The sequence below is a fragment of the Nonomuraea insulae genome, from assembly GCF_042656245.1.
Genome location: NZ_JBHSPA010000025.1, coordinates 26695 through 49628, shown reverse-complemented (window position 1 = coordinate 49628; position 22934 = coordinate 26695). Strand labels below are relative to the sequence as shown.

The following is a 22934-nucleotide window of genomic DNA, read 5'->3' as shown; positions in this document are numbered from 1 at the left end:
GCTCCCGTGGGGCTATGAAGAGAGCGTGGGTTCCCGTCGTCTCAGGATGTGGAACGAGGCAGGATGAAGGAAACGGCGTCTGTCAGGTCCTCCGTCATGGCCGGGTTCGGGGTGCTGGCGCTGGTGTCCCTGGTGCTGGGGTTCGCGGGGATGCGTACGTATCTGGCGGGCGACCCCAGGTTCACCCTCCTCGACCTGGTCTACTACGACATCCAGCTCTTCGTGGTCGGCAGCACTCCGCTCGACGCGGGCGGCTCGCTGCCGTGGCCGCTGGAGATCGCCAGGTTCACCGCCCCCGCGGTGACGATCTACGCGCTGGTCGAGACCGTACGGCTGCTGGTCGGCAACGAGTTCCGCCGGCTCAGGGCGCGTGAGTCCAGCCGGCACGCCATCGTCTGCGGGACAGGACCGCTGGGACAGGCCGTCACCCAGCGGCTGCGGGAGGCCGGCCGCAGGGTCGTCGTCATCGGCGGCGGCGTCGGCGACCCGCTGCGCGCCCCCGGCGTCTTCCACGTCACCGGCGACGCCAGGAACCCGGCGGTGCTGCGCGCGGCCGGCGCCCAGAAGGCCCAGGTCGTCTACGCCTGCGAGGACGACGCCACCGTCAACGTGGCCATCGCCGCCACCGTGCACGGCCTGAGCCCGGCCTCGCCGGTGGCCGCGTACGCGCACGTCTCCGACCCCCGCCTGTGCTCCGCGCTGCGGGCCCGCAGGCTGGGCCTGAACGAGCGCAGGGAGCACCGGCTCGACTTCTTCAACCTGGAGGAGCTGGCCGTACGCGTGCTGCTGGCCGGCGACCCGGTCACCGAGGCGCGCCCGGTGCTGCTGCTGGGGCTCAAGCACTTCGGCGACGCCCTGCTCGTCGAGCTGGCCAGGCGCTGGCGCCTGCGTACCCCGCCGGCGGGCACCCGCCTGCCGGTACGCGTGATCGCCCCCGACGCGGAGGCCGAGGTCGCGGCCCTGTGCCGCACCTACCCCTTCGTGGCCGAAGCCTGCGACATCACCCCGGAGAACGCCGGCTTCGACGAGGTGCGCGCGCTCCTCGCCGACACCAAGGAGCCACCCCAGCGGGTCTACGTCTGCTACAACGACGAACGCCTGGCCCTGACCGCCACGCTGACCATGGCCCCCCTGTGGACCGGCGCTCCCGTGGTGGTCAGGGTGGGCCAGCGCGGGACGTTCGGCGACGCGTTCGGCGACGCCCGGCTGCTGGAGGACCTGGCCGGGACACTGCGGATCTTCGCCGTCACCGAGGAAGCGGGGAAACCGGACTTGATCGACGAGGACGTGATCGAGCGCCTGGCGCGGGCGATCCACGACAGGTACGTGTTCGAGTGCATCCTGCGCGGCGAGACCCCCGAGCAGAACGCCTCCATGGTCGCCTACGAGAGCCTCAGCGAGGTGAAGAAGGGCCAGAACCGCGACCAGGCCGCCCATCTCGGCGGCAAGCTCGGGGCGATGAGGTGCGTGCTGGCGCCCAGCACCGAGGCGCCGCACACGTTCTCGTTCACCTCCGACGAGGTGGACAGGCTGGCCAGGATGGAGCACAGGCGCTGGATGGAGTACCTCAGCGGGCGGGGATGGACGCAGGGTCCCGAGCGCGACGACGCGAAGAAGCAGCACCCCGACCTGTGCGACTGGGAGTATCTGTCCGACAAGGCCCGCGAGAAGGACCGCACGGCCGTCACGCAGTTGCCCGACATCCTGCAGGACGCGGGCTTCCGCATCGTCCGGCTCCCCGGGACGTGACCCTGCGACCGGCCTGATCCCGACGTGGGGTCTCAAGACGCGATCAGCGCGCCCACCAGCATGGTCCGCAACGTCGCGAAAGCCTCGTCCAGGTCGATCCGGTCCGGCGTGAGCCGCCACTGCTGGTGGATGCCGATCGTGGCCCCCAGCACCGTCACGGCCAGCCCGCGCGGCGTGACCCCCTCGGCCAGGGGCAGGCCCTCGGCCCAGGTCTGGATGCGCGCCCGCATGCCGTCCTGGATGGCGACGTAGCGGTCGTGGATCGGCGAGTCGGGCTCGACCGCCTCGATGAGCAGCGTGACGAACAACCTCGACAGCGGCAGCCTGAGGAACCTCTCCGCCTCCTCCAGCACCTGCTCCACCCCGTCCGCGTCGGCCCGCGGCAGCCCGCCGGGCGGCTGGAGCAGCTCCTGCACGGAGTGCTCCAGCACCGCGACCAGCAGGCCCTCCTTGCCGCCGAAGTGCCAGGGGATGGAGCCCCTGCTGATGCCCGACCGCTCGGCGACGTCGGCGAACGTCGTCTGCCGGTATCCCTTCTCGGCGAACAGCTCCGCCGCCGCCCGCAGGATCAGTTCCCGGCTCTGCCGGCTCGTCTGCTCTCGTCTCATGACCATCCCGGATCTCCTATGCCAATCAGCATCTTATATGTTGGCCAACACAGAGCTTTCTTTTGGAGGTGCTCATGCGCTGGGTAACTTATGTACCGGACCGGGTCGGGCTGCTGGAGGGCGGGCTGATCCACGGGCTGCCGCCCGGCACCCGCCTGGTGGACCTGCTCGGCGATCTGCCGCGGGCCGGCCGGCAGGCGCTCGACCGGCCGTACGAGGTCGTCCCCCTGGCCGAGGCCACCCTGATGGCCCCCATCCCCGATCCGCCGTCGATCCGCGACTGCCTGTGCTTCCTCGACCACAAGCGCAACACGGATCGGGCCGGAGGCGTGACGGGCGACCTGCCCGACGTCTGGTACGAGATCCCCGCCTTCTACTTCGCCGCCCCCTCGGCCATCGGCCCGTACGACGACGTGCCCATCTCCCCCGGCAGCGCCTGGTTCGACTTCGAGCTGGAGATCGCCGCCATCCTCGGCGAGGGCGGGCGCGACCTGAGCCCGGAGGAGGCGGACAAACGCATCGCCGGTTACACGATCTTCTGCGACTGGAGCGCCCGCGACCTGCAACTCCTGGAGGGGCAGCTCGAGATCGGGCAGGCCAAGGGCAAGGACGGCGCCAACACGCTCGGCCCCTGGCTGGTCACCCCCGACGAGCTGGACGGGCTCCGCAGGGACGGCAAGCTCGCGCTGCGCGTGGAGGCGAGGGTCAACGGGCGGCTGATCGGCGGGGGCCGTACCGACGACATGGACTGGTCGTTCGGCGAGGTCATCTCCTACGCCTCCCGCGGCGTCGACCTCCGCCCCGGCGACGTCTTCGGCTCGGGCACCGTGCCCGGCTGCTGCCTGATCGAACACCTCGACTTCTACGGCGACCCGGCGGCCTTCCCCGGCTGGCTCCAGGACGGCGACGTCGTCACCCTCACCGCGGAGGGGCTCGGGGAGGTGCGGCAGACCGTGCGCGCGAGCGCCCCCGCCATCCGGATCGCCCCACGGCCGGGGCGGCGGCCCGAGCCCGAGCGGGTCAACCCGGCCAAGAGCGTGCTGCCGTACACGAAGGGGCTGCACCAGGTCGCCGACGGTGTGTGGGCTTGGCTGCTGCCCGACGGCGGGTACGGCCTGAGCAACGCCGGCCTCATCGCCGGCGACGGCGCCTCGCTCCTCGTGGACACCCTCTACGACCTGCCCCTAACGGCCGAGATGCTGAGCGCGATGCGCGCCGCCACCGACCGGCACCCGCTCACGCACGCCGTGTTCACCCACTCCAACGGCGACCACACCCACGGCGGGACACTCCTGGACGACTCCGTGCAGATCATCGCGGCCGAGGGGACCGCGCACGAGATGCGGACCGAGATCCCGCCCGACCTGACCACCGCCTTCCAGGTGGCCGACCTCGGGCCGGTGCTGACCCCCTACCTGCGGCCTCGCTTCAAGGGGTTCGACTTCGCCGGGGCGCGGCTGCGGCACCCCGACCGGCTGTTCGACCGGCGGCTCGCGCTCGACGTGGGCGGGCGCGAGGTGCACGTGCTCAACCTGGGCCCGGCCCACACCGAGGCGGACGCCGTGGTGCACGTCCCCGACGTGGGAGTGTTGTTCGCGGGGGACCTGCTGTTCACGGGATGCACCCCCATCGTGTGGAAGGGACCGATCAGCAACTGGATCACCGCCTGCGACACCATGATCGGCCTGGATCCGGCGGTGGTCGTCCCGGGGCACGGGCCGGTGACGGACGTCGAGGGCATCAGGGACGTACGCGGCTATCTGCGCCACGTCACCGAGCAGGCCGACGCCGCGCACGCCGCCGGGCTGGGGTTCAAGGAGGCGGCGTTCGGGATCGACCTGGGGGAGTACGGCGAATGGCTGGACGCGGAACGGGTCGTGGTCAACGTCTACCGGCGTTATCAGGAGCTCGACCCTGACCTGCCGGAGGTGGACAGGATCCCGCTGTTCGCCGTCATGGCGGAGTGGCACGCCGCCCGCATGGGCTAACCGTCGAGCAGGCGGCGCTGCTCCTCCTCGATCACCTGCCGCGCCAGCGACTGCTCCGACACGTCCACCGCGTCACCCGTGGACTCGGCCAGGTCACTGCGCCGGGCGTAGGCGTCGAACAGCTTCGACTTGCGGCGCAGGATGTCCAGCATGCGCTGGTCGACCGAGTCCACGGTGAGCATCCGGTGCACCTGCACCCTGCGCACCTGCCCCATCCGATGTGCCCGCCCCACCGCCTGCGTCTCCATGCTGGGCTTGACCTGCGGCTCGCAGAGGATCACCACGGAGGCGGCCTGCAGGTTGAGCCCCACCCCGCCCGCCTGCACCTGGCTGAGCAGCACCGCGTGCCCGGCGGCGGCCGAGAACTCATCCACCATCCGCTGCCGCCGCGCCGCCTCCACCTCCCCGGACAGCGGCCCGTGCGCCCGCCCGCCCAGCGCCGCCCCCACCGTGGCCAGCACCGAGCGGAAGTAGGAGAACACCACCACCTTCAGCCCGTTGGCCTCGGCGTCCTCCACCAGCTCCAGCAGCCGCTTGAGCTTGGCCGAGGTGTCCGGCTCGGCGTAGGCGGCGCGGCGCATGGCCATGAAGTTGCCCCCGGCCACGGCGAGCCGGTATGCCTCGAAGTCCGCCCCGCTGAACTCCACCCACTCATCGGCCTCCATCCGCTCCGGCAGCTCCGCCAGCACGTCCTGCTGGTTGCGCCGCAGGTAGACGGGCGCGACCGCCCGGCGGAACGCCCGCGCCCCCGCCACCACGTCGCTGCTCCGCAACCCGGTGGCCAGCTCCGGCCGCAGGTAGGACACCAGTGCCCTGAACTCCTCCACCCGGTTCTCCATCGGCGTCCCGGTCAGGAACAACACCCGCCGCGCCCGCCCGCACCAGGCCGCCACCGCCCTGGACCGCTTGGTCTCCGGATTCTTGACGTAGTGGGCCTCGTCCACGACCAGCATGCCCACGTCGGGGCCCTCCACCCGGTGCAGCCCGTCCAGCGTGGCCACCGCGACGCCGCCCCGCCGCGCCCACTCCTGCTGGGCGGCGAGCCGGTCGGGCCCGTGCAGCGGGTAAGGGGTCAGCGTGCTGCGCGAGCCGATCTCGCGTACCCAGTTGATCAGCACGCTCGCCGGGCAGGCCACCAGGAAGTGTGTCTCCCCGCCCGCCCGCAGGTGCGCCAGCGCCGCGATCGCCTCGATCGACTTGCCCAGCCCCATCTCGTCACCGATGATCACGCGTTCCTGCACGAGCGCGAACCGCGCCCCGAACGCCTGGTATCCGCGCAGCGACACCCGCCGGTGGGTGTCGTCGAGCGGCTGCGCGGCGACCTTGGCCGCCAGGTCGTCGGGCAGCAGACCGTGGCCGCCGCCCATCGGCTCCCCGGCCAGCTCCGCCAGCAGCCCGAAGTATTCGGGGGAGCGGGATTCGAAGTCCGCCCATGCCTCGAAGTCGCGGGCCGCCGGGCGCAGCAGGTCGGTGGTGACCTGGGCGAGCAGCAGCCGCGTCCGCGCGGCGCCGTCGAGCAGCTCCTCGATCGAGGCCACCGCCTCGCGCGCCAGCCGGCGCCGGGCGGGCAGCGTGAGCATCATCCGCAACCGGCTGCGCGCCGGCCGCGCCTCGGCCAGCAGCGGCTCCAGCCGCCCGGCCACCTCCCCGGCCGCGTCGAGGGCCCGGGGCAGCTCGGGGCCGACGGCCACCAGGCGGTGCAGGGCGATCACCAGCTCGGTGGTGTGCGGGTCGGGCCGGTCCACGTCGAGGCGCAGGCTCGCGGCCTCGGCGGCGGCGTCCTCGATCTGCCGGGCGGCCGCCAGGAGCTGCCCCGCCGTGTGCGCGCCGATGCCGGGCAGCAACTGCAACTCGTACGGGGTGGCCTCCAGCACCTGCCGGACCGTGGTGTATCCGGCCTTCTCCAGTGTCCCGATGCGCAGCCGCCCGTCGGTCACGTCTCTCAGCCGCGAGACGGGCACCGCCTCCAGCCCGGCCCTGGCCACGTCGCGGCGCAGCGTGCCGAGAGCGTGCGCGGCCCGCGCCCGCACGGAGGCGTGCTCGTCGAGCAGGGCGCGCGCGTCGGCCAGCAACCGGTCGGCGTCACGGAACTCCACCGGACCTAGGATGCCCCAGCCACCGGGACAACGGCGAATATCAGCTCAAGTGCACCCCGATGAGGCAGGTGTCGTCGTCGGTGTCGGAGTCGCAGTGCGTGAGCAGAGCGTCCAGGCGGTGGTCGAGCGTGGCCGCCCCGCGCCTGGCGATGCTCAGCAGCCGGTCCTGGGCGTGGCGCAGGTTGTGATCCCGCCGCTCGATCAGGCCGTCGGTGTACATCAGCAGCGTGTCCCCTGCCCGCAACTGCAGCCGCCCCTCCTCGTACTGGGCGTCCGTGAACGCCCCCAGCAACGGCCCCTTGACCAGCGGCAACTCCGCCCCAGAACCTTCGCGCAGCAGGATCGGCGGCAGGTGCCCCGCCCTGCTCCAGCGCAGGACGCGGGTCAGCGGGTCGTACAGGGCGCAGACCGCGGTGCCGGTCAGGCGGTCGGCGAGGTGGTGGGCGACCTGGTTGAGCCAGAGCATGAGCTGCGCCGGCCCCGCGCCGGTGGCGGCCAGGCCGCGCAGCGCGTTGCGCAGGACCACCATGCCGGTGGCCGCCTCCACGCCGTGCCCCGCCACGTCGCCCACCGACAGCAGCACCCGCTGCGACGGGAGCGCGACGGCGTCGTACCAGTCGCCGCCGACCAGGTGCTCCTTCTGCGCGGGCCGGTAGCGGACGGCGATGTGCAGGCCGAAGGACTCCATCGTGCCGTGCGAGGGCGGCATGATGGCCCGCTGGAGCTGCAGGGCCAGGCGGTTGCGCGCGGCCGACTGCTCCTCGGTGTGGGCGAGCTGGTCACGGGTGACCGACAGCGCGACCTCCGTCCAGTGCTGCGAGGAGATGTCCTGGTAGGTTCCCCGCACCGCCATCAGCCGCCCATCCGGCCCGAACACCGGCTCCGCCACCACCCGCATGTGCCGGGCCACCCCGTCAGGACGCCTGAGCCGGAACGCCGTGGCCGCGAAGCGCCGATGATGCAGCACGGTGCGCAGGAAGCGGCCGATCGGGACCTCGTCGTCGGGATGGGCGTGGTCGCGCAGCCGCTCCAGCGGGATCGGCTGGTCGCCGGGCGCCAGGCCGTACAGGGAGTACAGCTGGGCGTTCCAGGTGATCCGGCCGGTCACCGCGTTCTCCTCGAAGCCCCCGATGCGGCCCAGCCGCTGCGCGTGCTCCAGCAACCCCGCCAGCCGGGCGTTCTCGTCATGGTCGCGCCACACCAGCAGCACGCTGCCGCCGTGCCTGGTCACGCTGACGTCCGCCACGCCCGTCGTGCTCAGCCCGAACGGCATCCGCTCGGCCCTGAACGGCTCCCCGGTCGCCTGCACGTTCTCCAGCCGCCCGAACAGTCCCGCCGCCGCCCTCGGGAACGCCTCCAGCAACAACCTGCCCTCCGCCAGCGGGTACGCCTCCAGCACCCCGCCCCTGATCCTCTCGTTCACGTGCAGGACACGGAAGTCGGCCAGCCCGCCGCCGACGTCCATGTGGGCACGCAACACCAGCGCTGGGTCGGGCAGCGCGTCGGCCAGATCCACGATCTCCGACAGGACCGGTGAGGTGGGGGCCTGCGGGGTGTACGGGGAGTCCAGGGTGTGGGCGCACAGCTCGGCCATGGCGTCGAGCTGCCGCTCCATGCGCTGGGCGTGCGGGGGCAGAGTACGCGGCCAGCAGATCTCCAGCACCCCCTGCACCCGTCCGCCCGCCATCATGGGCACGGTGATCCGCCCGCCGCCGGTGACCCCGGGGGTGAGGCGGCCGATGGCCGGCAGGCCCGCGTCGGTGTGCCAGATCGTGCGGCGTTCGGTCAGTGCGCGCCCGGCCGGCGTGACGACGCCCGGCGGGACGTGCCGCCACCGCCTGGCCTCCTCGGCCGTGAACCCGGCGTACCCGGCCAGGGCGAGGGCGGCGCCAGGCTCGGCCGCCCACACCGCCACCGCCGTCGCGCCCAGGGGGGTCAGCGCGTGTTCCAGCAGCGAGGTGGCCACCGCCTGGGTGTCGCCGGTGCCCAGTGCGGCGCTCTCGGCCACGCGCAGCCGTACGGAGGCCTCGGGGCCGGCCTCGCCGATGCGATCGCGCACCACCTCGTTGACGACGTCGGCCGCCACCTCCAGCCGGGACACCCCTGCCTTGGCCGCGAGCGTGGAGAGCTGCTCGGCCGCCTGCGCGGGCCCGCAGTGCAGCCGTTCGACCAGCACCCCCTTGGCCAGCTCCACCACCGCGCGGTCGTCGGCGGTGCGCCGCTCCCGCTCCACCTCCCGCCGCAACCGCTCGACGGTCGCCACCAGCCTGACCAGCTCGGGCTCCCCGTCGGGGGATCTGTTCACGCCGCCCATCTCGTCGAGCTCCTCGCCCACTCCACCGGAGGGCGCGGCGGAGCCGTTGGGAGGGGGCGTGGGGTCGTTGGTGGGAGGATGCACGTGGCCGCTCCTAGCGAACGTCAGGACAGGTCCATCCAGTGCTGGATGCGTTCGATGAGATGGTCGGCGTCCACCGGCTTGGTCACGTAGTCGGTGGCCCCCGCCGCCAGGCTCTTCTCCTGGTCGCCTGGCATCGCCTTGGCCGTGACGGCGATGATCGGCAGGGAGGCGTACTGCGGCATGGCCCTGATCGTCTCGGTCGCGGTGTAACCATCCATCTCGGGCATCATGACGTCCATCAGGATCAGGTCGGTCTCGGTGTGGGCGGTGAGCGTGTCGATGCCCTTGCGGCCGTTCTCGGCGTGCAGCACGTTGATGCCGTGGAGCTCCAGCATGCTGGTGAGCGCGTACAGGTTGCGGGCGTCGTCGTCCACCACCAGGACCGTGCGACCGGCCAGCGTGTTGTCGATCTCCCGCGCCTGCGCCGCCCCCATGGTCTCGGCCCGGACCAGGGGCAGCACGTCGCCCGGCTGGTCGGCGGTGAGGTGCAGGGCGATGCGCTCGCGTAGCTCGTCGAGGCTGGTCAGCAGCTCCAGCGGCTGGTGGGCCAGGTGCACCTCCCGCTGCGGATGGGAGCGCCAGTTGTTGTACGCCAGCACGGGCACCCCGTTGAGGCGCGCGTCGCCGTCCATGGACTCCAGCAGCCGATATGCCGACATATCGGGCATGTCGAGGTCCAGGACCACGCAGTGGCACGGCCCCACCGCCAGCAGGCCGGTGGCCTCCTCGGCGCCCGCCGCCGTGACGACCTCCATGGACCCGCGCAGATCGCGCGCCCCGGTCAGATCGCCCACCACGCTCTCGGACACCAGCGACAGCAGCCCGTGCCGCCGCTCCTCGATCACCAGCAGCCGCCGCGCCTCCATCAGGGCGACGAGGCCGGGTTCCCCGTTCTCGTCCACGCCGGCGCTGTCGCCCGGCTCGAACCCGGGCCGCGCCACCGGCAGGTAGAGCGTGAACACGCTGCCCTGCCCCGGCGTGCTCTGCACGGTGATGGCGCCGCCCAGCAGGTAGGCGATCTCGCGGCAGATCGACAGGCCCAGCCCGGTGCCGCCGTACTTGCGGCTCGTGGTGCCGTCGGCCTGCTGGAACGCGCCGAAGATCACCTCAAGCTGCTGGTCGGGGATGCCGACCCCGGTGTCCACGACGCGCAGCGCGATCGCGGGGCCGTTGGGGCGTACGGAGGCGGGCGGCTCGTTCGGCGCGGCCGGTTCGATGCGCAGCTCGACGCTGCCCGTCTCGGTGAACTTGACCGCGTTCGACAGCAGGTTGCGCAGCACCTGGCGCAGCCGCGAGTCGTCGGTGAGCAGCTCGGCGGGCACCCCCGGCGCGGTGGTGACGCGGAAGTCGAGGCTCTTCTGCCCGGTCAGCGGCCGGAACGTGGCCTCCACGTAGTCCAGCAGCCGCCGCAGCCGTACCCATTCGGGGTTGATGTCCATCTTGCCCGCTTCGACCTTGGACAGGTCGAGGATGTCGTTGATGAGCTGCAGCAGGTCGGAGCCGGCCGAGTGGATGATCCCGGCGTACTCGACCTGCTTGGCCGTCAGGTTGCGCGTGTGGTTCTGGGCCAGGAGCTGCGCGAGGATGAGCAGGGAGTTGAGCGGGGTGCGCAGCTCGTGGCTCATGTTGGCCAGGAACTCGCTCTTGTAGGAGGAGGCCAGCGAGAGCTGGTGCGCCCGGTCCTCCAGCTCCTGCCTGGCCTGCTCGATCTCCAGGTTCTTGGTCTCGATGTCCTGGTTCTGCCGGACCAGCAGCGTGGCCTTCTCCTCCAGCTCGGCGTTGGAGCGCTGCAACTCCTCCTGCTGCTGCTGGAGCTCCTCCGAGCGGGCCTGCAGCTCCACGGCCAGCCGCTGCGACTCCTTGAGCAACTCATCGGTACGCGCGTTGGCCACGATCGTGTTCAGGTTGACCCCGATCGTCTCCATGAGCTGGTCGAGGAAGGCCCGGTGCACCGGCGTGAACATCTGCACCGAGGCCAGCTCGATCACCCCGAGCACCTGCTCCTCCACCACGATCGGCAGCACGATCACCGACGTCGGGTCGGTGCGGCCGAGCCCGGAGGAGATCGTGATGTAGCCGGCCGGCAGGTCGGTCATGGCGATGGTCCTGCGGCTGCGCGCCGCCTGCCCGATCAGCGCCTCGCCCAGCCTGAACCGGGCCGGCCGCTCCGGGTCCACCGGGTAGCCGTAGGCGCTGATGAGCTGCAGCTCGCTCTCCTCGGCCAGGAAGAAGGCGCCGTACTGGGCGGCGACCAGCGGCGCCAGCTCGTTCATGACCAGCTCGGCCACGGTGGCCAGGTCGCGGTGGCCCTGCATGAGGCCGGACATGCGGGCCAGGTTGGACTTGAGCCAGTCCTGCTGCTCGTTGGCGCTGGTCGTCTCGCGCAACGACTTCACCATCGAGTTGATGTTGTCCTTGAGGTCGGCCAGCTCGCCCTCGGCGTCCACGGTGATGGATCGGGTCAGGTCACCGGAGGTGACGGCGCTGGTCACCTCGGCGATGGCGCGGACCTGGCGGGTGAGGTTGCCGGCCAGCTCGTTGACGTTCTCGGTCAGCTGCTTCCAGGTGCCGGACACGCCCTCGACGTCGGCCTGGCCGCCCAGCACCCCGTCGGTGCCGACCTCCCGTGCCACCCGGGTCACCTCGGAGGTGAACAGGGACAACTGGTCCACCATGCCGTTGAAGACCGAGGCGATCTCCCCGAGCAGCCCGTCGGCGTCGTAGGGGAGCCTGGTGCGGAAGTCGCCGTCCCTGACCGCCGTCAGCCCGGCCAGCAGCCGCCGCAGCTCCGGCTCCTCATCCGGAGCCGACGGGGCTCGGGTGCGCTTGCCACGCGCGGACGAACGGGACGTGCCGACGGTGGGGTCGCTCATGACCTGTCCTCCGTACTCGCCCTGTCTTTGCTCAGGTAGCGCAGAGATTATCCGGGCACGCCCACCGCGCGCGCTAGCCGCAAGTTGTCATCTATCTATCACGCCACGTACACGGCGTTGTGAGAGAAAGTTTCATGTATTGCGCATGAGGCTGGAGCGCCCTCTGGGAACGGAGTGGCGCGAGGCGCCGTTGTTTCGGATCCTCCGCCGCTGGATGGAGCGTTCCTAGGAGTTGAGCGCGGCGGAGACGGCGGCATCGACCGTGTCGTACACCGGCAGGTGCGCCACCACGCCCGTCACCTCGAAGAGGCGGGCGGGCAGGGGCTGCACGGCCGCCAGGTGGACGGCGCCGCCGTTCCTCAGGCAGTCGGTGGCGCACATCAGCAGGACGTGCAGACCCGAGCTGTCCATGAACGGCACCCTCGAAAGGTCGAACACCAGACCTTCCGAGGGATGAGTGCGGGCACGGCGGAGATAACTCTCGAGTTGGCCTCGATTGGTGGCGTCCATCTCGCCGGTCACGGCGATCACGCTCACCCCGGGCAGGCGCTGGTGCGCCAGCGTCAATTGCGGCATCTACGGCTTCACCGCTTTCGCCGGCGGAACTTGACCATCAATGAAGAATAGACCGCCAGAGTCGTCGGCGATATCCCGCTTTTCGCGTTCCCGGCCGAGCTGTCTCAGTCCCCCGCGCCCGCCACGTCAGTGGCCGTGGCCGTGACCGACGAACGTCCCCGCCGGCTTGCCCGGCGGCACCAGCCCCAGCGCGACCACCCCCGCGACCGCCGCCACCACGGCACACAACGTGAACCCGGACACGAACCCACCGGCGTCCGCCCCGGGCACGAGACTCGCCGCCGCCACGGTGGACACGACGGCTACACCGATGGAGCCGCCCAGTTCATGGAAGGTGTTGATGACCCCGGAGGCGACCCCGTTCTCACCTGGAGGAATGTTCGCCATGGTCGTCGTGGTGGCCGTCACGAAGGCGGGGCCGATGCCCAGCGAGGCGAGCACGAAGCCGGGCAGCAGCGTGGTGTAGGCGCTGGCGTCGGGCGAGATCCGCGTCATCAGCCCCGCCCCCGCCGCCGTCACCACGAACGCCGCCACCGCCACCGGTCGCCCGCCGAGCCTGCCGATGAGGTGCCCGCCGGCCTGCGCGCCGATCGTGATGGCCACCGCCGCGGGCAGGAAGAGCAGCCCGGTCTCCAGAGCGCTGAACCTGAGCACGTGCTGCAGGTAGAGCGAGCTGAGGAAGAACAGGCCCAGCATCAGCCCGGTGGCCACCAGCATGACGAACGTCCCGGAGATCACCGGCCGCCGGGCGAGCGTCTCGGCACGCATGAGCGGCGAGCGTGCCGAGCGTTCGATCACCACGAAGAGCACGTACAGGAGCACCGCTCCGAGCAGCGGCAGCACCGTCCCAGAAGCCGTCCAGCCGCCGTCGCCCGCCGTCACCAGGCCGTAGATCAGCAGCGCCGTCGCCAGCGTGACGACCAGGGCGCCGGGCACGTCGAGCCGCTCCCGCCGTCCGGCCGCACTCCGCACCCCGGCCGGCACCACACTCGGCACGGCGGCCAGCACCGCCAGCCCGATCGGCACGTTGACGAAGAACACCCAGGCCCACCCGGGCCCGGCGGTCAGCACGCCGCCGAGGAGTACGCCGAGCGCCGCACCCGTACCGCCGATGGCGGCCCACACGCCGAGCGCCCGCCCGCGCCGTTCGCCGTGGAAGACGGTGGTGATGACGGACAGCGCCGCGGGTGAGAGCAGTGCCGCGCCGACCCCCTGCAGCGCCCGTCCCGCGATGAGCACGCCCCCGCTCCCGGCCAGCCCGCACACCAGCGAGGCCGCCGTGAACAGCCCGAGCCCGGCCAGCAGCGTCCGGCGGGCGCCGAGCGCGTCGGCCAGCCGGCCGCCGAGCACCATCAGCCCGCCGAAACAGAGCGTGTACGTGGTCACCACCCAGGTCAGCGACTCCCGGTCGAGCGCCAGGTCGGTGCCGATGGTGGGCAGCGCGACCTGGACGACGGTGATGTCGACGATCAGCATGAACTGCGCCAGGCAGAGCAGCACCAGCACTGTCCATCCGCCGGTGCGCGCCTCGGTATGAGTCATCCGAAAGCTCCTTAACTCGAACATTGCTGTTCAAGTTAACACGCATGAACGGTACCGGGGTACGGTTTTTAAGGAGGCCGGCTTGTCGGCCTACGGCATGCGGTTCCGGATCGGGCGCCGCCCTCTTAGGCGCCGCGGTTCGCCGGAGGCGGCGTGGACGGGCCTCCGTCGGGCGACAGGAGCGACAACATCGTCCTGACCAGCACCTGCTCGACCTGCTCCGGCGCCAGCCGGCCCGCCTCCCGCTCCTGCGCCGCACTGTGGATGATCGAGAAGAACGTGGTCACCAGCCACGGCAGCGGCAGATCCCTCCGGAAGTCGCCCTCCCGCTGCCCCCGCGCGATCAGCCGCTCCACCCGCCGCAACGGCCGCTCGTGGTGCTCTCTGATCCGCTCCGTGGCCAGCACCCGGTCGGCGGCCAGGAACAGGCGGCGGTGCCGATCGAGCACCTCCCAGGCGGACCGCAACAGCCCGGCCATGGCCTCGGGCGCGGGCGCCGTGTCGATCGAGTCGTCCTCCAGCACGGCGTCCGCGATGTCCACCGCGTGATCGAGCACCGCGTCGACCAGCGCCTCCCGCGACGGGAAGTGCCCGTAAAGAGTGACGCGGCCCACCCCGGCGGCCTTCGCGATGTCCGCCACGCTCGCGGCGGGATCGGCGCTGAGCAGCCTGGTCCCGGCCTCCAGGATCGAGGCGATGTTGCGCTCGGCGTCCGCACGCCGCGCGGGTACGGGCTGACGTGCCACGGCCTTCACCATATGACCACCCTACGACGCCTGCCCGCCACTGCCCTCGTCAGGCGGTGACGACGTGTTCGGCCTGGTCGCGGCTGGTGTGCAGGTCCCAGTAGATCCGGGCGAGGTCGTCCGGGGCCGCGTACGGGACGCCCGCGGGCGGGTTCGTGCCGATGAAGACGTTGGGGTATCTTGTTGCTCAACCCGCCCCGAGGGTCGGCCGAGTTCATGATCGGCGGCCTCGGTGTCAATCTCGCCGGGTTTCTCCTTTATCTCTGCCCTTCGGGCATCTTCCTGCGCTCGGGCGTTCGTGGCGTACCGCCCAGGTGATCACGACCCGACGGATCAGTCGCGTGTGATGCGGCGGGGCCTCCATGTTCCACGACCACGATCGTTCCTGCGTTCGATCAGAAAGGCGACCAGACGACGATGAAGCGCTACATCCTCACCGGCACTCCTGGATCCGGCAAGACCACGATCCTGCGAAGCCTGGCGGCCCTCGGATACGCGACGGTCGAGGAGGCCGCCACGGCGGTGATCGCCGACGAGCAGGCTCGCGGCGTAGCCGAGCCCTGGGCGCGGCCTTCCTTCATCGACAAGATCGTCACCTTGCAACGACAGCGTCAGATGCGGCCCGTCACCACTGCGCCGCCACACGTACAGTTCTTCGACCGATCGCCCGTTTGCACCCACGCGCTCAGCGTCTATGTCGGACACCCGATTCCCACCGCTCTGTCCGCCGAGATCGAACGGATCGCCCGAGAACAGGTCTATGACCAGCACGTGTTCTTCGTACGCAATCTCGGCTTCTGCGAACCGACCGAAGCACGCCGGATCAGTTTCGAGGACTCGCTGACGTTCGAACGCCTCCACGAGGAGACCTACCGGACATTCGGCTTCCACCTCATCGACATCCCCGCCGGACCACTGCCAGAACGAGTGACCGTGATCCGAAGGGCGATCTCTGAGCTCGCGGACGTCTGAGTACATCCTGTCAGCGGCCGAGAAGGAAGCGGGGTGCGGGCGTCAGAGCTGGAGGGCGTGGTCGAGCAGGGACTGGAGCGTGACGGCGCCGATCAGGCGGCCCTCGTCCACCACCGCCACCAGCGGGCTCCGCGTACGGGCCATCAGCGCCGCCAGTTCCAGCACCGTCGCCTTCTGGTCGGTCACCGGCAGTTCGCGCGGCTGCTCCGGCAGGCACTCCCGTACGGTCTTGCCGCCGAGCCGGTGCAGAAACTGGTCCGCGTGGGCCTCGTCCACCACCCGGGCCAGCGCCGGATCATCCTGGCAGTATGCGGGCACGGCCAGCCGCAAGACCTGCGTGCCGGGCAGGATGCTGAGCGGACGCCCGCTCCCGTCGACCAGGATGAGCCCCGGCAGATCCCCTTCGGCCAGCAGCCTGGCCGCCTCCAGCGCCGGGGTGTCCAGGGTGACCGTCGGGAACTCGACGGCGAGATCGCGTGCGCGCATCAATGGCCTCCGCGCCCAAGCCTAGCCAACTCCCATCCCGGCTGACGCACTCGCCGAGCGTGGCCCGGAGAGGGGGTCAATGCTGGGGATTGCTCCGTCCAAATGCTGGCATTCCCGCTATGGTGCTGAAGATCCATATTTTGCCGTCACGGGAGAGTCATGCCGCAGGCCGAACCGCTCCGGGAGGGCGACCCCTCCGCCGTGGGGCCCTACCGGCTGCTCGGCCGCCTTGGCGCGGGTGGTCAAGGCGTCGTCTACCTGGGGCAACGATCTGACTTCGGGCCGGTCGCGGTCAAGGTCTTCCGTGATGGGCGGGCCGACGAGCGGTTCGCCAAGGAGATCGAGGCGGCGCGGCGGGTGGAGCCGTTCTGTATCGCGCAGGTGCTCGACGCCTCGGTGAGCGGCCGGCCGTACATCGTGACCGAGTACGTCGAAGGGCCCTCGCTGCAGCAGGCGGGCCGCCACGCCGGGGCCGACCTGCAGCGGCTGGCGGTCGCGACGGCGACGGCGCTGGCGGCCATCCACCAGGCGGGCATCGTGCACCGCGACTTCAAGCCCGCGAACGTGCTGCTCGGGCAGGGCGGGCCGCGGGTCATCGACTTCGGCATCGCACGCTCGGCCGACGCGGGGCCTTCAGGGGCCAGCGGGATCATGGGGACACCTGCGTACATGGCGCCGGAGCAACTCGCCGGAGCGCCGGTCGGGCCGGCGGTGGACGTGTTCGCGTGGGGCTCGGTGATGGCGTTCGCGGCGACCGGGAGCCCGCCGTTCGGTGAGGACACCCTGCCGGCCGTGATCAACCGGATCCTGCACAACGAGCCGCAGCTCGGCGACCTGCCACAGCCGTTGCGCACGGTCGTCCTGCACTGCCTGGCCAAGGAGCCGGCGAACCGCCCGAGCATGCAGGACGTACTGCTGCGCCTGCTCGGCGGCCCGCAGCAGGCCGGCCACCCGGCATCCGGGTACGGCGGCCCGCAACAGAGCGGCCACCCGGCAGCTGCGCACGGCGGCCAGGACTTCGGCCAAGCGCCCCATGCCTCCCACTCGGAACCGTCAGGTTACGGCGGTCAGCCCTCTCCCTCGGCTGCGTCCGGCTACGGTGGTCAGCCTCCTCCCTTGGGGCCGTCCAGCTATGGCGGACAAGCGCCCCATTCCTCTCACCCGGGGCCGTCCGGTTACGGGGGTCAGCGCTCTCACTCGGGGGCGCCCGGTTACGGTGGCGGTGCTGGGTCCTGGCATGGGCACGATGGGCCGCCCACGGCTCCCCGGCACGGTGCGGGGCGTGGTGGTGCGGGACGGACCTGGCTGGTCGCGGGTGTCGCCAGCGCTGTGACGCTGGTGGTCGCGAGCGGTGTCGCCTGGGGCGTCTCGAACGTCTGGGGCAGCCAGGCCCCGGCCCCGTCCTCGCAGTCCCTCGTCGTCACCACGACGAAGGAGCCCAGCCCGACGCCCACGCGCAAGCGCGCGAAACGTACCCGCACACCGTCCCCCACCCCGAGCAGGAAGCAGACCACGCGACCGCCCGAGGAACCGACGGCCTCGCCGAAGAAGGAGCCCACCACCGCCGCCCCCAAGCGGACGGTGAAGCCCACCAGGACCGCCTCCTCGGGCGGCGGTACGCTCCGGATCGTCTCGCTACGGGCCCAGGGTGCGCGGAAGGCCAACACCGAGGACTGCCAGATCGGCATGTCCAACATCTTCGGGCTGGTCGAGGGCACCAAGCTGCGCACCACGTTCAACTACGAGTGGATCCTGGACGGCAAGGTCGTCGAGCGTTCGCAGTCCGTCATCGCCGAGAGCCACACCCAGCAGGTCGTCGGCCCGCTGGTCAAGCCGAACGGCTCCCACCGGGTCACGCTCCGCCTGACCTCGCCCAGCACGGTCTCGCGGACGCTGGCCTTCAGGATCTGCCCGGTCGGGACCGAGTGATGGACCCGCTCCAGCCCGAGGATCCGCCCGCCGTCGGCCCGTACCGGCTGCTCGGGCGGCTGGGCGAGGGCGGCCAGGGCGTGGTGTATCTGGGGGAGGCGCCCGGCGGGCAGCAGGTGGCCGTCAAGGTGCTGCTGGACGGCTACACCGGTGATCACCGTTTCGCCAAGGAGGTCGAGGCGGCGCGGCGGGTGGAGCCGTTCTGTATCGCGCAGGTGCTCGACGCCTCGCTGGGCGGACGGCCGTACATCGTGACCGAGTACGTCGAGGGGCCCGCGCTCAACCAGGCGGGCCGCCACGCCGGAGCCGACCTGCAGCGGCTGGCGGTCGCGACGGCGACGGCGCTGGCCGCGATCCACCGGGCCGGGGTGGTGCACCGCGACTTCAAACCGGCCAACGTGCTGTTGGGCCGCGACGGCCCGCGCGTCATCGACTTCGGCATCGCCCGCGCGATGGGGCACTCGCTGACCGTGACGAGCAGCATCGTCGGCACGCCTTCGTACATGGCTCCTGAGCAGCTCGCGGGCGAGCCGGTGGGCTCGGCCACCGACGTCTTCGCCTGGGCCGCGGTGATGGTGTTCGCCGCGACCGGTACGCCGCCGTTCGGCAACGACTCACTGCCCGCCGTGATCCGCCGCATCCTGCACGACGAGCCGTACCTCGGCGACCTGCCCGGCGCGCTCTGCCCGATCGTGCTGGCCTGCCTGGCCAAGAACCCGGCGGCCCGCCCCAGCATGCAGGACGTCCTGCTCTGGCTGATCGGCGCCCGCCCGGCCCCACCGCCCCCGCCGCCCAGCCCGCCCCCGCAGTCCGGTCCGTTCCCGCAGTCAGGTCCGCCTCCGCAGTCTGGCCCGTTCCCGCAGTCAGGTCCGCCTCTGCAGTCGGGTCCGTTCCCACAGTCCGGCCCGGCCATGCCGTCCGCGCAGCCCATGGCGTCCTCGCCGTTCCCGCAGTCTGGTCCCGCTCCGTCGCCTGTCGCGACGCGTCCACCGCGCCGCGGGAAGGGGACAGCGGCGCTGATGGGAGTCGGGGCGCTGGCGGTGTCAGGTGCTCTGGTCGCGGGCGCGATCACGCTGATGCCGCAGACCACCACCAGCGCGGCCCCGCCCCCCGTCCGGACGCCGGAACCCACCACCCCGGGGACGGCCGGGAAGAAGCCGTCGTCCACCGCGACCAGCCACCCCAAGAAGACCACGACCCCGCGCAGGCAGCCCACCCCGAAGGCCACCACCCCGAAGCAGACCCCGACGCAGACCGCCGCGCCGACGACCGCCGCGCCGAAGGCGACGAAGACCTCGGGCGGCGCGAACGTGCGCCTGGTGTCGGTGACGCTCGACGGGATGAAGACGGGGGATTGCTATCAGCCCAGCACCTTCCCCGTAGCCCGGCTGGCCGGCTCCTCCGGCAAGCAGATCGAGTACGGCTACCGCTGGATCGTGGACGGCCAGGACGAGGGCTGGCTGACCGGCTTCCTGACCAACGGATCGGACCTGTTGCGGCGCAACCCGATGGGCGCGTTCCCTGCGGGCAAGCACACGATCGTTTTCCGCCTGCTGACGCACGCCAAGGCCACCAGGACCCTGTCGTTCACGATCTGCGAGCTGTGATCACTCGCCCGTCATGCCAGTGATCCGCCTCCGCATTCGTCATGGCGTCGCGCGCTCGGTCGAACCTTCACCGGGCTTCTGCAGTCGATCCAGGCCGATATGTCTCGCCGGGGGCGGGGTGCCGTCGGTGGCGAGCTCCCCGTCGCTCGCCGTACCCTCCGGCCGCAGCCAGGACGATTCCGCCAGGATCCGCGGGCGGTGGTGAAGCAGGCTTGGAACCGTTCGGCGGCGGGGCGGCCGGCGCTCGTCGCGACGCGCGGGCGAAGCCGTATCAGCCTTCCTTCGTCAGCGGGACGGGCGCGGAGAGGGCGCGCAGGTCGTCGAAGGCTCGGGAGAGATGTGCGTCCAAACTCTGTGAGGGGTCGTCGATCCAGGCTTGGGCCGCTTGGTGGAAGGCGGCCCAGCCGGCCTGAGCAGCCAGGCCGGCCAGCCGGTCGGGGACACCGCGCTGCTCTAGCGCCTCGGCTGCGGCGTCGGTGAGTGACGCGGCCTTGGCCAGCTCGCGTTCGCGCAGCGCCGGCGTCACGGCGATGACCGCGAGTCGTGGCTCGGAGAACGGGCGGTTGTCCTCAAGGATCCGCCCGGCTTTCCTGAAGGCGCGGAGCAGCATGTCGAGCGGCTGCAGACCATCGGGCGCTTCGGCCACCGCCTGTACCAGGGCGGCGCGCAGGGCGGCTTCGCCATCGAAGAGCACCTCGCGCTTGTCGGGGAAGTGCCGGAAGAACGTGCGCTCGTTGACGCCGGCCCTGGCGGCGATCTCGGCCGTGGTGGTCTGGTCGAACCCGCGTTCCCGGTACAGCTCCAGGGCCGCCTGCTGAAGGCGGCGGCGCGCTTCTGCTCCGCTCCGTGGCACCCCACGAGGCTACCGCACGCGCCAGTCGCTGGCCTTACGGTAGCGTCAGTTACTGGCGCTAAGTAGCACCAGTAACTGACGTTGAATGAGAGACCGTCAGCATGTCTTCGTTGCCGGTGGTTCCGGCCTGACCGGCCCAGACATCGTCGCGGCCGATCACACCGTCATCGGTCTGGCATGCGCCGATCACACCGTCATCGGTCTGGCATGCGCCGACCACACCGTCAGTGGTCTCGCGTGCGCGGACAGCGCCGTCATCGGTCTGGCACGCGCGGACAGCGCCGTCACCGGTCTGGCGTGCGCGGACAGGCGCCGGCACACCCGGGCAAGCCGTTCGTCAGCACCTCCGGCACGCTGGTCATGCTCGTCACGTCGGCGAGGGCGGCAATCGGTGGCCCGCGGTGCGACTGCTCGCCGCGCCGACCTTCTGACCACCTCGCGCCGGCGCCAGCAGGACGCCGATCCGGCCGGCCTATGGGAGTTCGGCGAAGCGTTCGACTTGTTCGGTGCGGCCCGAGACCAGGACGATGTCGCCGTAGGAGAGTTCCGTCTCCGCCGTGGCGTACGTGAACTCCTCGCCCGGCGGCTTGACGGCCACGATGGTGACGCCGTACTTGCGGCGCAGGTTGGAGCGGCCGAGAGGGACGCCCACGTAGTCCTTGGGCGGGCTGGTCTTGGCGAGGGCGAAGTTCTCGTCCACCTGCATGTAGTCGAGCATGCGGCCGCTCACCAGGTGGGCCACGCGCTCGCCCATGTCGTGCTCGGGGAAGACGACGTGGTGGGCGCCGATGCGGCTCAGGATGCGGCCGTGCTGGATGCTGATGGCCTTGGCCCAGATGTCGTTGATCTCCAGCTCGGCCAGCAGGGACGTGGCCAGGATGCTGGCCTCGATGTCGCCGCCGACGGCCACCACGGCCTGGTAGAAGTCGGGTACGCCGAGTTGGCGCAGCGCCTCCATGTCCGTGGCGTCGGCGGTCGCGATCTGGGTGATGCGGCCCGCCAGGCTCTGGGTGATCTTGGCCCGGTGGTCGATGGCCAGCACCTCGGTGCCGCGCCGGGTGAGTTCCAGGGCCAGCGACGTGCCGAACCGGCCCATGCCGATGACGACCACCGGGTCGCGCTTGTACTCAACCAACGATGACTCGCTCCTCGGGTAGCTCATAGTGCCGGGTACGCCTGTTGAGGGCCAGGGCGGAACCCAGGGTGAGGGGGCCGATCCGGCCGATGAACATGAGCACGACCAGCAGGAGGTGTCCGGCCGTGCCGAGGTTCGCGGTGATGCCGGTGCTCAGGCCGGCCGTGCCGAACGCCGCGACGACCTCGAACAGCACCTGGTCGAGACTGTACGGCGTGAGGGCGAGCAACGCGTAGGTGGCCAGGCCCACGATCGCGACCCCCAGAGCCGTGATCGTGACCGCCTGCCGCTGCGCGGTGTCCGGCAGACTGCGGTGACCGATGTGCACCCGGCTCTCGCCGCGCAGCTCGGCCCACACGACGAAGGCCAGCAGCCCGACCGTGGTCACCTTGATGCCGCCGGCCGTGCCCGCGCTCCCGCCGCCGATGAACATCAGCAGGTCGGTCGTGAGCCAGCTCGACGGATACATCTGGGAGATGTCGACGGTGTTGAACCCGGCCGAGCGCGGCATGACCGCGGCGAAGAAGGCGGCCAGCAGCTTGCCGGAATCGTCGAGCGGCCCGAACGTCCTGGGGTTGCGCCACTCGATCGTCAGGAAGGCCAGGGTGCCGAGCAGCAGCAGGGTCGCCGTCACACCCACGGTGATCTTCGTCAGTATCGTCCACCTGCGCGGGTGCCGCCAGGAGCGGGCCAGCTCGAACACCACGGGGAAGCCGAGCCCGCTCAGGATGCTGGCGAGGGCGACGGTCACGCAGATCCAGCCGTCGGACACGAACCGCATGAGGCTGTCCGGCCAGAGCGCGAACCCGGCGTCGTTGAAGGCGCTGATCGCGTGGAAGACGCCCAGGTAGAGGGCGCCGGCGAACGACTCGCCGTACCCGATCATGAAGCGGGCGGTGAGGACGGTGGCGGCGACCGCCTCGCAGAACAGGCTGAACAGGACGACCTTGCGGATGACCTGGCGTACGTCGCTCATGCTCAGCGTCTTGGTCTCCGCCTGCACCACGATCCTGGCGCGCAGGCCTAACCGGCGCGAGACGAGCAGCGTGAACACGGTCGCCATCGTCATGATCCCCAGGCCGCCCACCTGGACCAGCCCGGCGATCACCATCTCGCCGAACATCGACCAGTGCGACTCGGTGTCCACGATCGCCAGCCCCGTCACGCACACGGCGGACGTCGAGGTGAACAGCGCGGCCGCCCAGCCGGCGGACTCGCCTGTGGCGGTGGAGATCGGCAGGGCGAGCAGCGCCGTGCCGACGGCGACGGCCAGGCTGAATCCGGCCACCACGACCTGGGCGGGATGCTGGAAGCGGGCCGAGAGCGACGACAGGACGCCCATCACCGCACCTCGCGACAGGGGCCCCCGGCCGGGG

15 protein-coding genes and 1 pseudogene are annotated in these 22934 nt (G+C 71.2%); 5 read left to right on the top strand and 11 right to left on the bottom strand.

Annotated elements, in window-relative coordinates:
- The first annotated feature begins 63 nt into the window (after positions 1 to 63).
- Positions 64 to 1749 carry an NAD-binding protein gene (locus ACFPZ3_RS21275; RefSeq protein WP_379515921.1) on the top strand — a complete coding sequence of 562 codons (1686 nt, stop codon included), beginning with the start codon at positions 64 to 66 and terminating at the stop codon, positions 1747 to 1749.
- 32 nt (positions 1750 to 1781) lie between these two features.
- Here ACFPZ3_RS21275 and ACFPZ3_RS21270 read toward each other — a convergent pair whose 3' ends face one another.
- On the bottom strand, positions 1782 to 2357 hold the full coding sequence (locus ACFPZ3_RS21270) for a TetR family transcriptional regulator (protein ID WP_379515920.1): 576 nt from the start codon (positions 2355 to 2357) through the stop codon (positions 1782 to 1784).
- A gap of 74 nt (positions 2358 to 2431) precedes the next feature.
- Here ACFPZ3_RS21270 and ACFPZ3_RS21265 point away from each other — a divergent pair, with 74 nt between their 5' ends.
- A complete protein-coding gene (locus ACFPZ3_RS21265) occupies positions 2432 to 4345 on the top strand; it encodes a fumarylacetoacetate hydrolase family protein (RefSeq protein ID WP_379515919.1) in 1914 nt (637 codons plus the stop codon).
- On the opposite strand, the gene ACFPZ3_RS21260 is transcribed toward ACFPZ3_RS21265, so the two are convergent.
- The 6 genes and pseudogenes from ACFPZ3_RS21260 to ACFPZ3_RS21235 form a co-directional block, all read right to left on the bottom strand.
- Positions 4342 to 6441 (bottom strand): DEAD/DEAH box helicase, encoded by a 2100-nt coding sequence (locus tag ACFPZ3_RS21260; RefSeq protein WP_379515918.1) that lies wholly within the window; start codon positions 6439 to 6441, stop codon positions 4342 to 4344. The genes ACFPZ3_RS21265 and ACFPZ3_RS21260 overlap by 4 nt on opposite strands.
- Positions 6442 to 6481: 40 nt before the next feature.
- Entirely contained in the window at positions 6482 to 8839 is a 2358-nt protein-coding gene (locus ACFPZ3_RS21255) for a SpoIIE family protein phosphatase (RefSeq protein WP_379515917.1), read from the bottom strand.
- Positions 8840 to 8859: 20 nt separating this feature from the next.
- A pseudogene (locus ACFPZ3_RS21250) lies at positions 8860 to 11628 on the bottom strand (response regulator); the annotation flags it as partial.
- A gap of 309 nt (positions 11629 to 11937) precedes the next feature.
- Positions 11938 to 12288 carry an STAS domain-containing protein gene (locus tag ACFPZ3_RS21245; protein WP_379515915.1) on the bottom strand — a complete coding sequence of 117 codons (351 nt, stop codon included), beginning with the start codon at positions 12286 to 12288 and terminating at the stop codon, positions 11938 to 11940.
- Between the two features lie 126 nt (positions 12289 to 12414).
- Positions 12415 to 13830 (bottom strand): DHA2 family efflux MFS transporter permease subunit, encoded by a 1416-nt coding sequence (locus tag ACFPZ3_RS21240; protein ID WP_379515914.1) that lies wholly within the window; start codon positions 13828 to 13830, stop codon positions 12415 to 12417.
- 125 nt (positions 13831 to 13955) lie between these two features.
- Positions 13956 to 14576, bottom strand: a complete 621-nt coding sequence (locus ACFPZ3_RS21235; RefSeq protein ID WP_379515913.1) for a TetR/AcrR family transcriptional regulator — start codon at positions 14574 to 14576, stop codon at positions 13956 to 13958.
- Positions 14577 to 14993: 417 nt separating this feature from the next.
- Here ACFPZ3_RS21235 and ACFPZ3_RS21230 point away from each other — a divergent pair, with 417 nt between their 5' ends.
- Positions 14994 to 15548 (top strand): AAA family ATPase, encoded by a 555-nt coding sequence (locus tag ACFPZ3_RS21230; RefSeq protein ID WP_379515912.1) that lies wholly within the window; start codon positions 14994 to 14996, stop codon positions 15546 to 15548.
- 42 nt (positions 15549 to 15590) lie between these two features.
- Here the strand turns inward: ACFPZ3_RS21230 and ACFPZ3_RS21225 are convergent, their stop codons facing one another.
- The gene (locus tag ACFPZ3_RS21225; RefSeq protein WP_379515911.1) at positions 15591 to 16034 is read right to left on the bottom strand and encodes a CBS domain-containing protein; all 444 of its coding nucleotides are present in this window, start codon (positions 16032 to 16034) and stop codon (positions 15591 to 15593) included.
- A 159-nt stretch (positions 16035 to 16193) separates the two neighbouring features.
- On the opposite strand from ACFPZ3_RS21225, the gene ACFPZ3_RS21220 reads away from it, so the two are divergent.
- Together ACFPZ3_RS21220 and ACFPZ3_RS21215 are read left to right on the top strand one after the other, a co-directional pair.
- The gene (locus tag ACFPZ3_RS21220; RefSeq protein ID WP_379515910.1) at positions 16194 to 17963 is read left to right on the top strand and encodes a protein kinase domain-containing protein; all 1770 of its coding nucleotides are present in this window, start codon (positions 16194 to 16196) and stop codon (positions 17961 to 17963) included.
- Positions 17963 to 19570 (top strand): serine/threonine-protein kinase, encoded by a 1608-nt coding sequence (locus ACFPZ3_RS21215; RefSeq protein ID WP_379515909.1) that lies wholly within the window; start codon positions 17963 to 17965, stop codon positions 19568 to 19570. Before ACFPZ3_RS21220 ends, ACFPZ3_RS21215 begins: the two co-directional genes overlap by 1 nt.
- 271 nt (positions 19571 to 19841) lie before the next feature.
- On the opposite strand, the gene ACFPZ3_RS21210 is transcribed toward ACFPZ3_RS21215, so the two are convergent.
- The 3 genes from ACFPZ3_RS21210 to ACFPZ3_RS21200 form a co-directional block, all read right to left on the bottom strand.
- Entirely contained in the window at positions 19842 to 20423 is a 582-nt protein-coding gene (locus ACFPZ3_RS21210; protein ID WP_379515908.1) for a TetR family transcriptional regulator, read from the bottom strand.
- Between the two features lie 472 nt (positions 20424 to 20895).
- On the bottom strand, positions 20896 to 21585 hold the full coding sequence (locus ACFPZ3_RS21205) for a potassium channel family protein (RefSeq protein ID WP_379515907.1): 690 nt from the start codon (positions 21583 to 21585) through the stop codon (positions 20896 to 20898).
- Entirely contained in the window at positions 21551 to 22900 is a 1350-nt protein-coding gene (locus ACFPZ3_RS21200) for a TrkH family potassium uptake protein (protein ID WP_379515906.1), read from the bottom strand. Before ACFPZ3_RS21200 ends, ACFPZ3_RS21205 begins: the two co-directional genes overlap by 35 nt.
- Positions 22901 to 22934 lie beyond the last annotated feature (34 nt).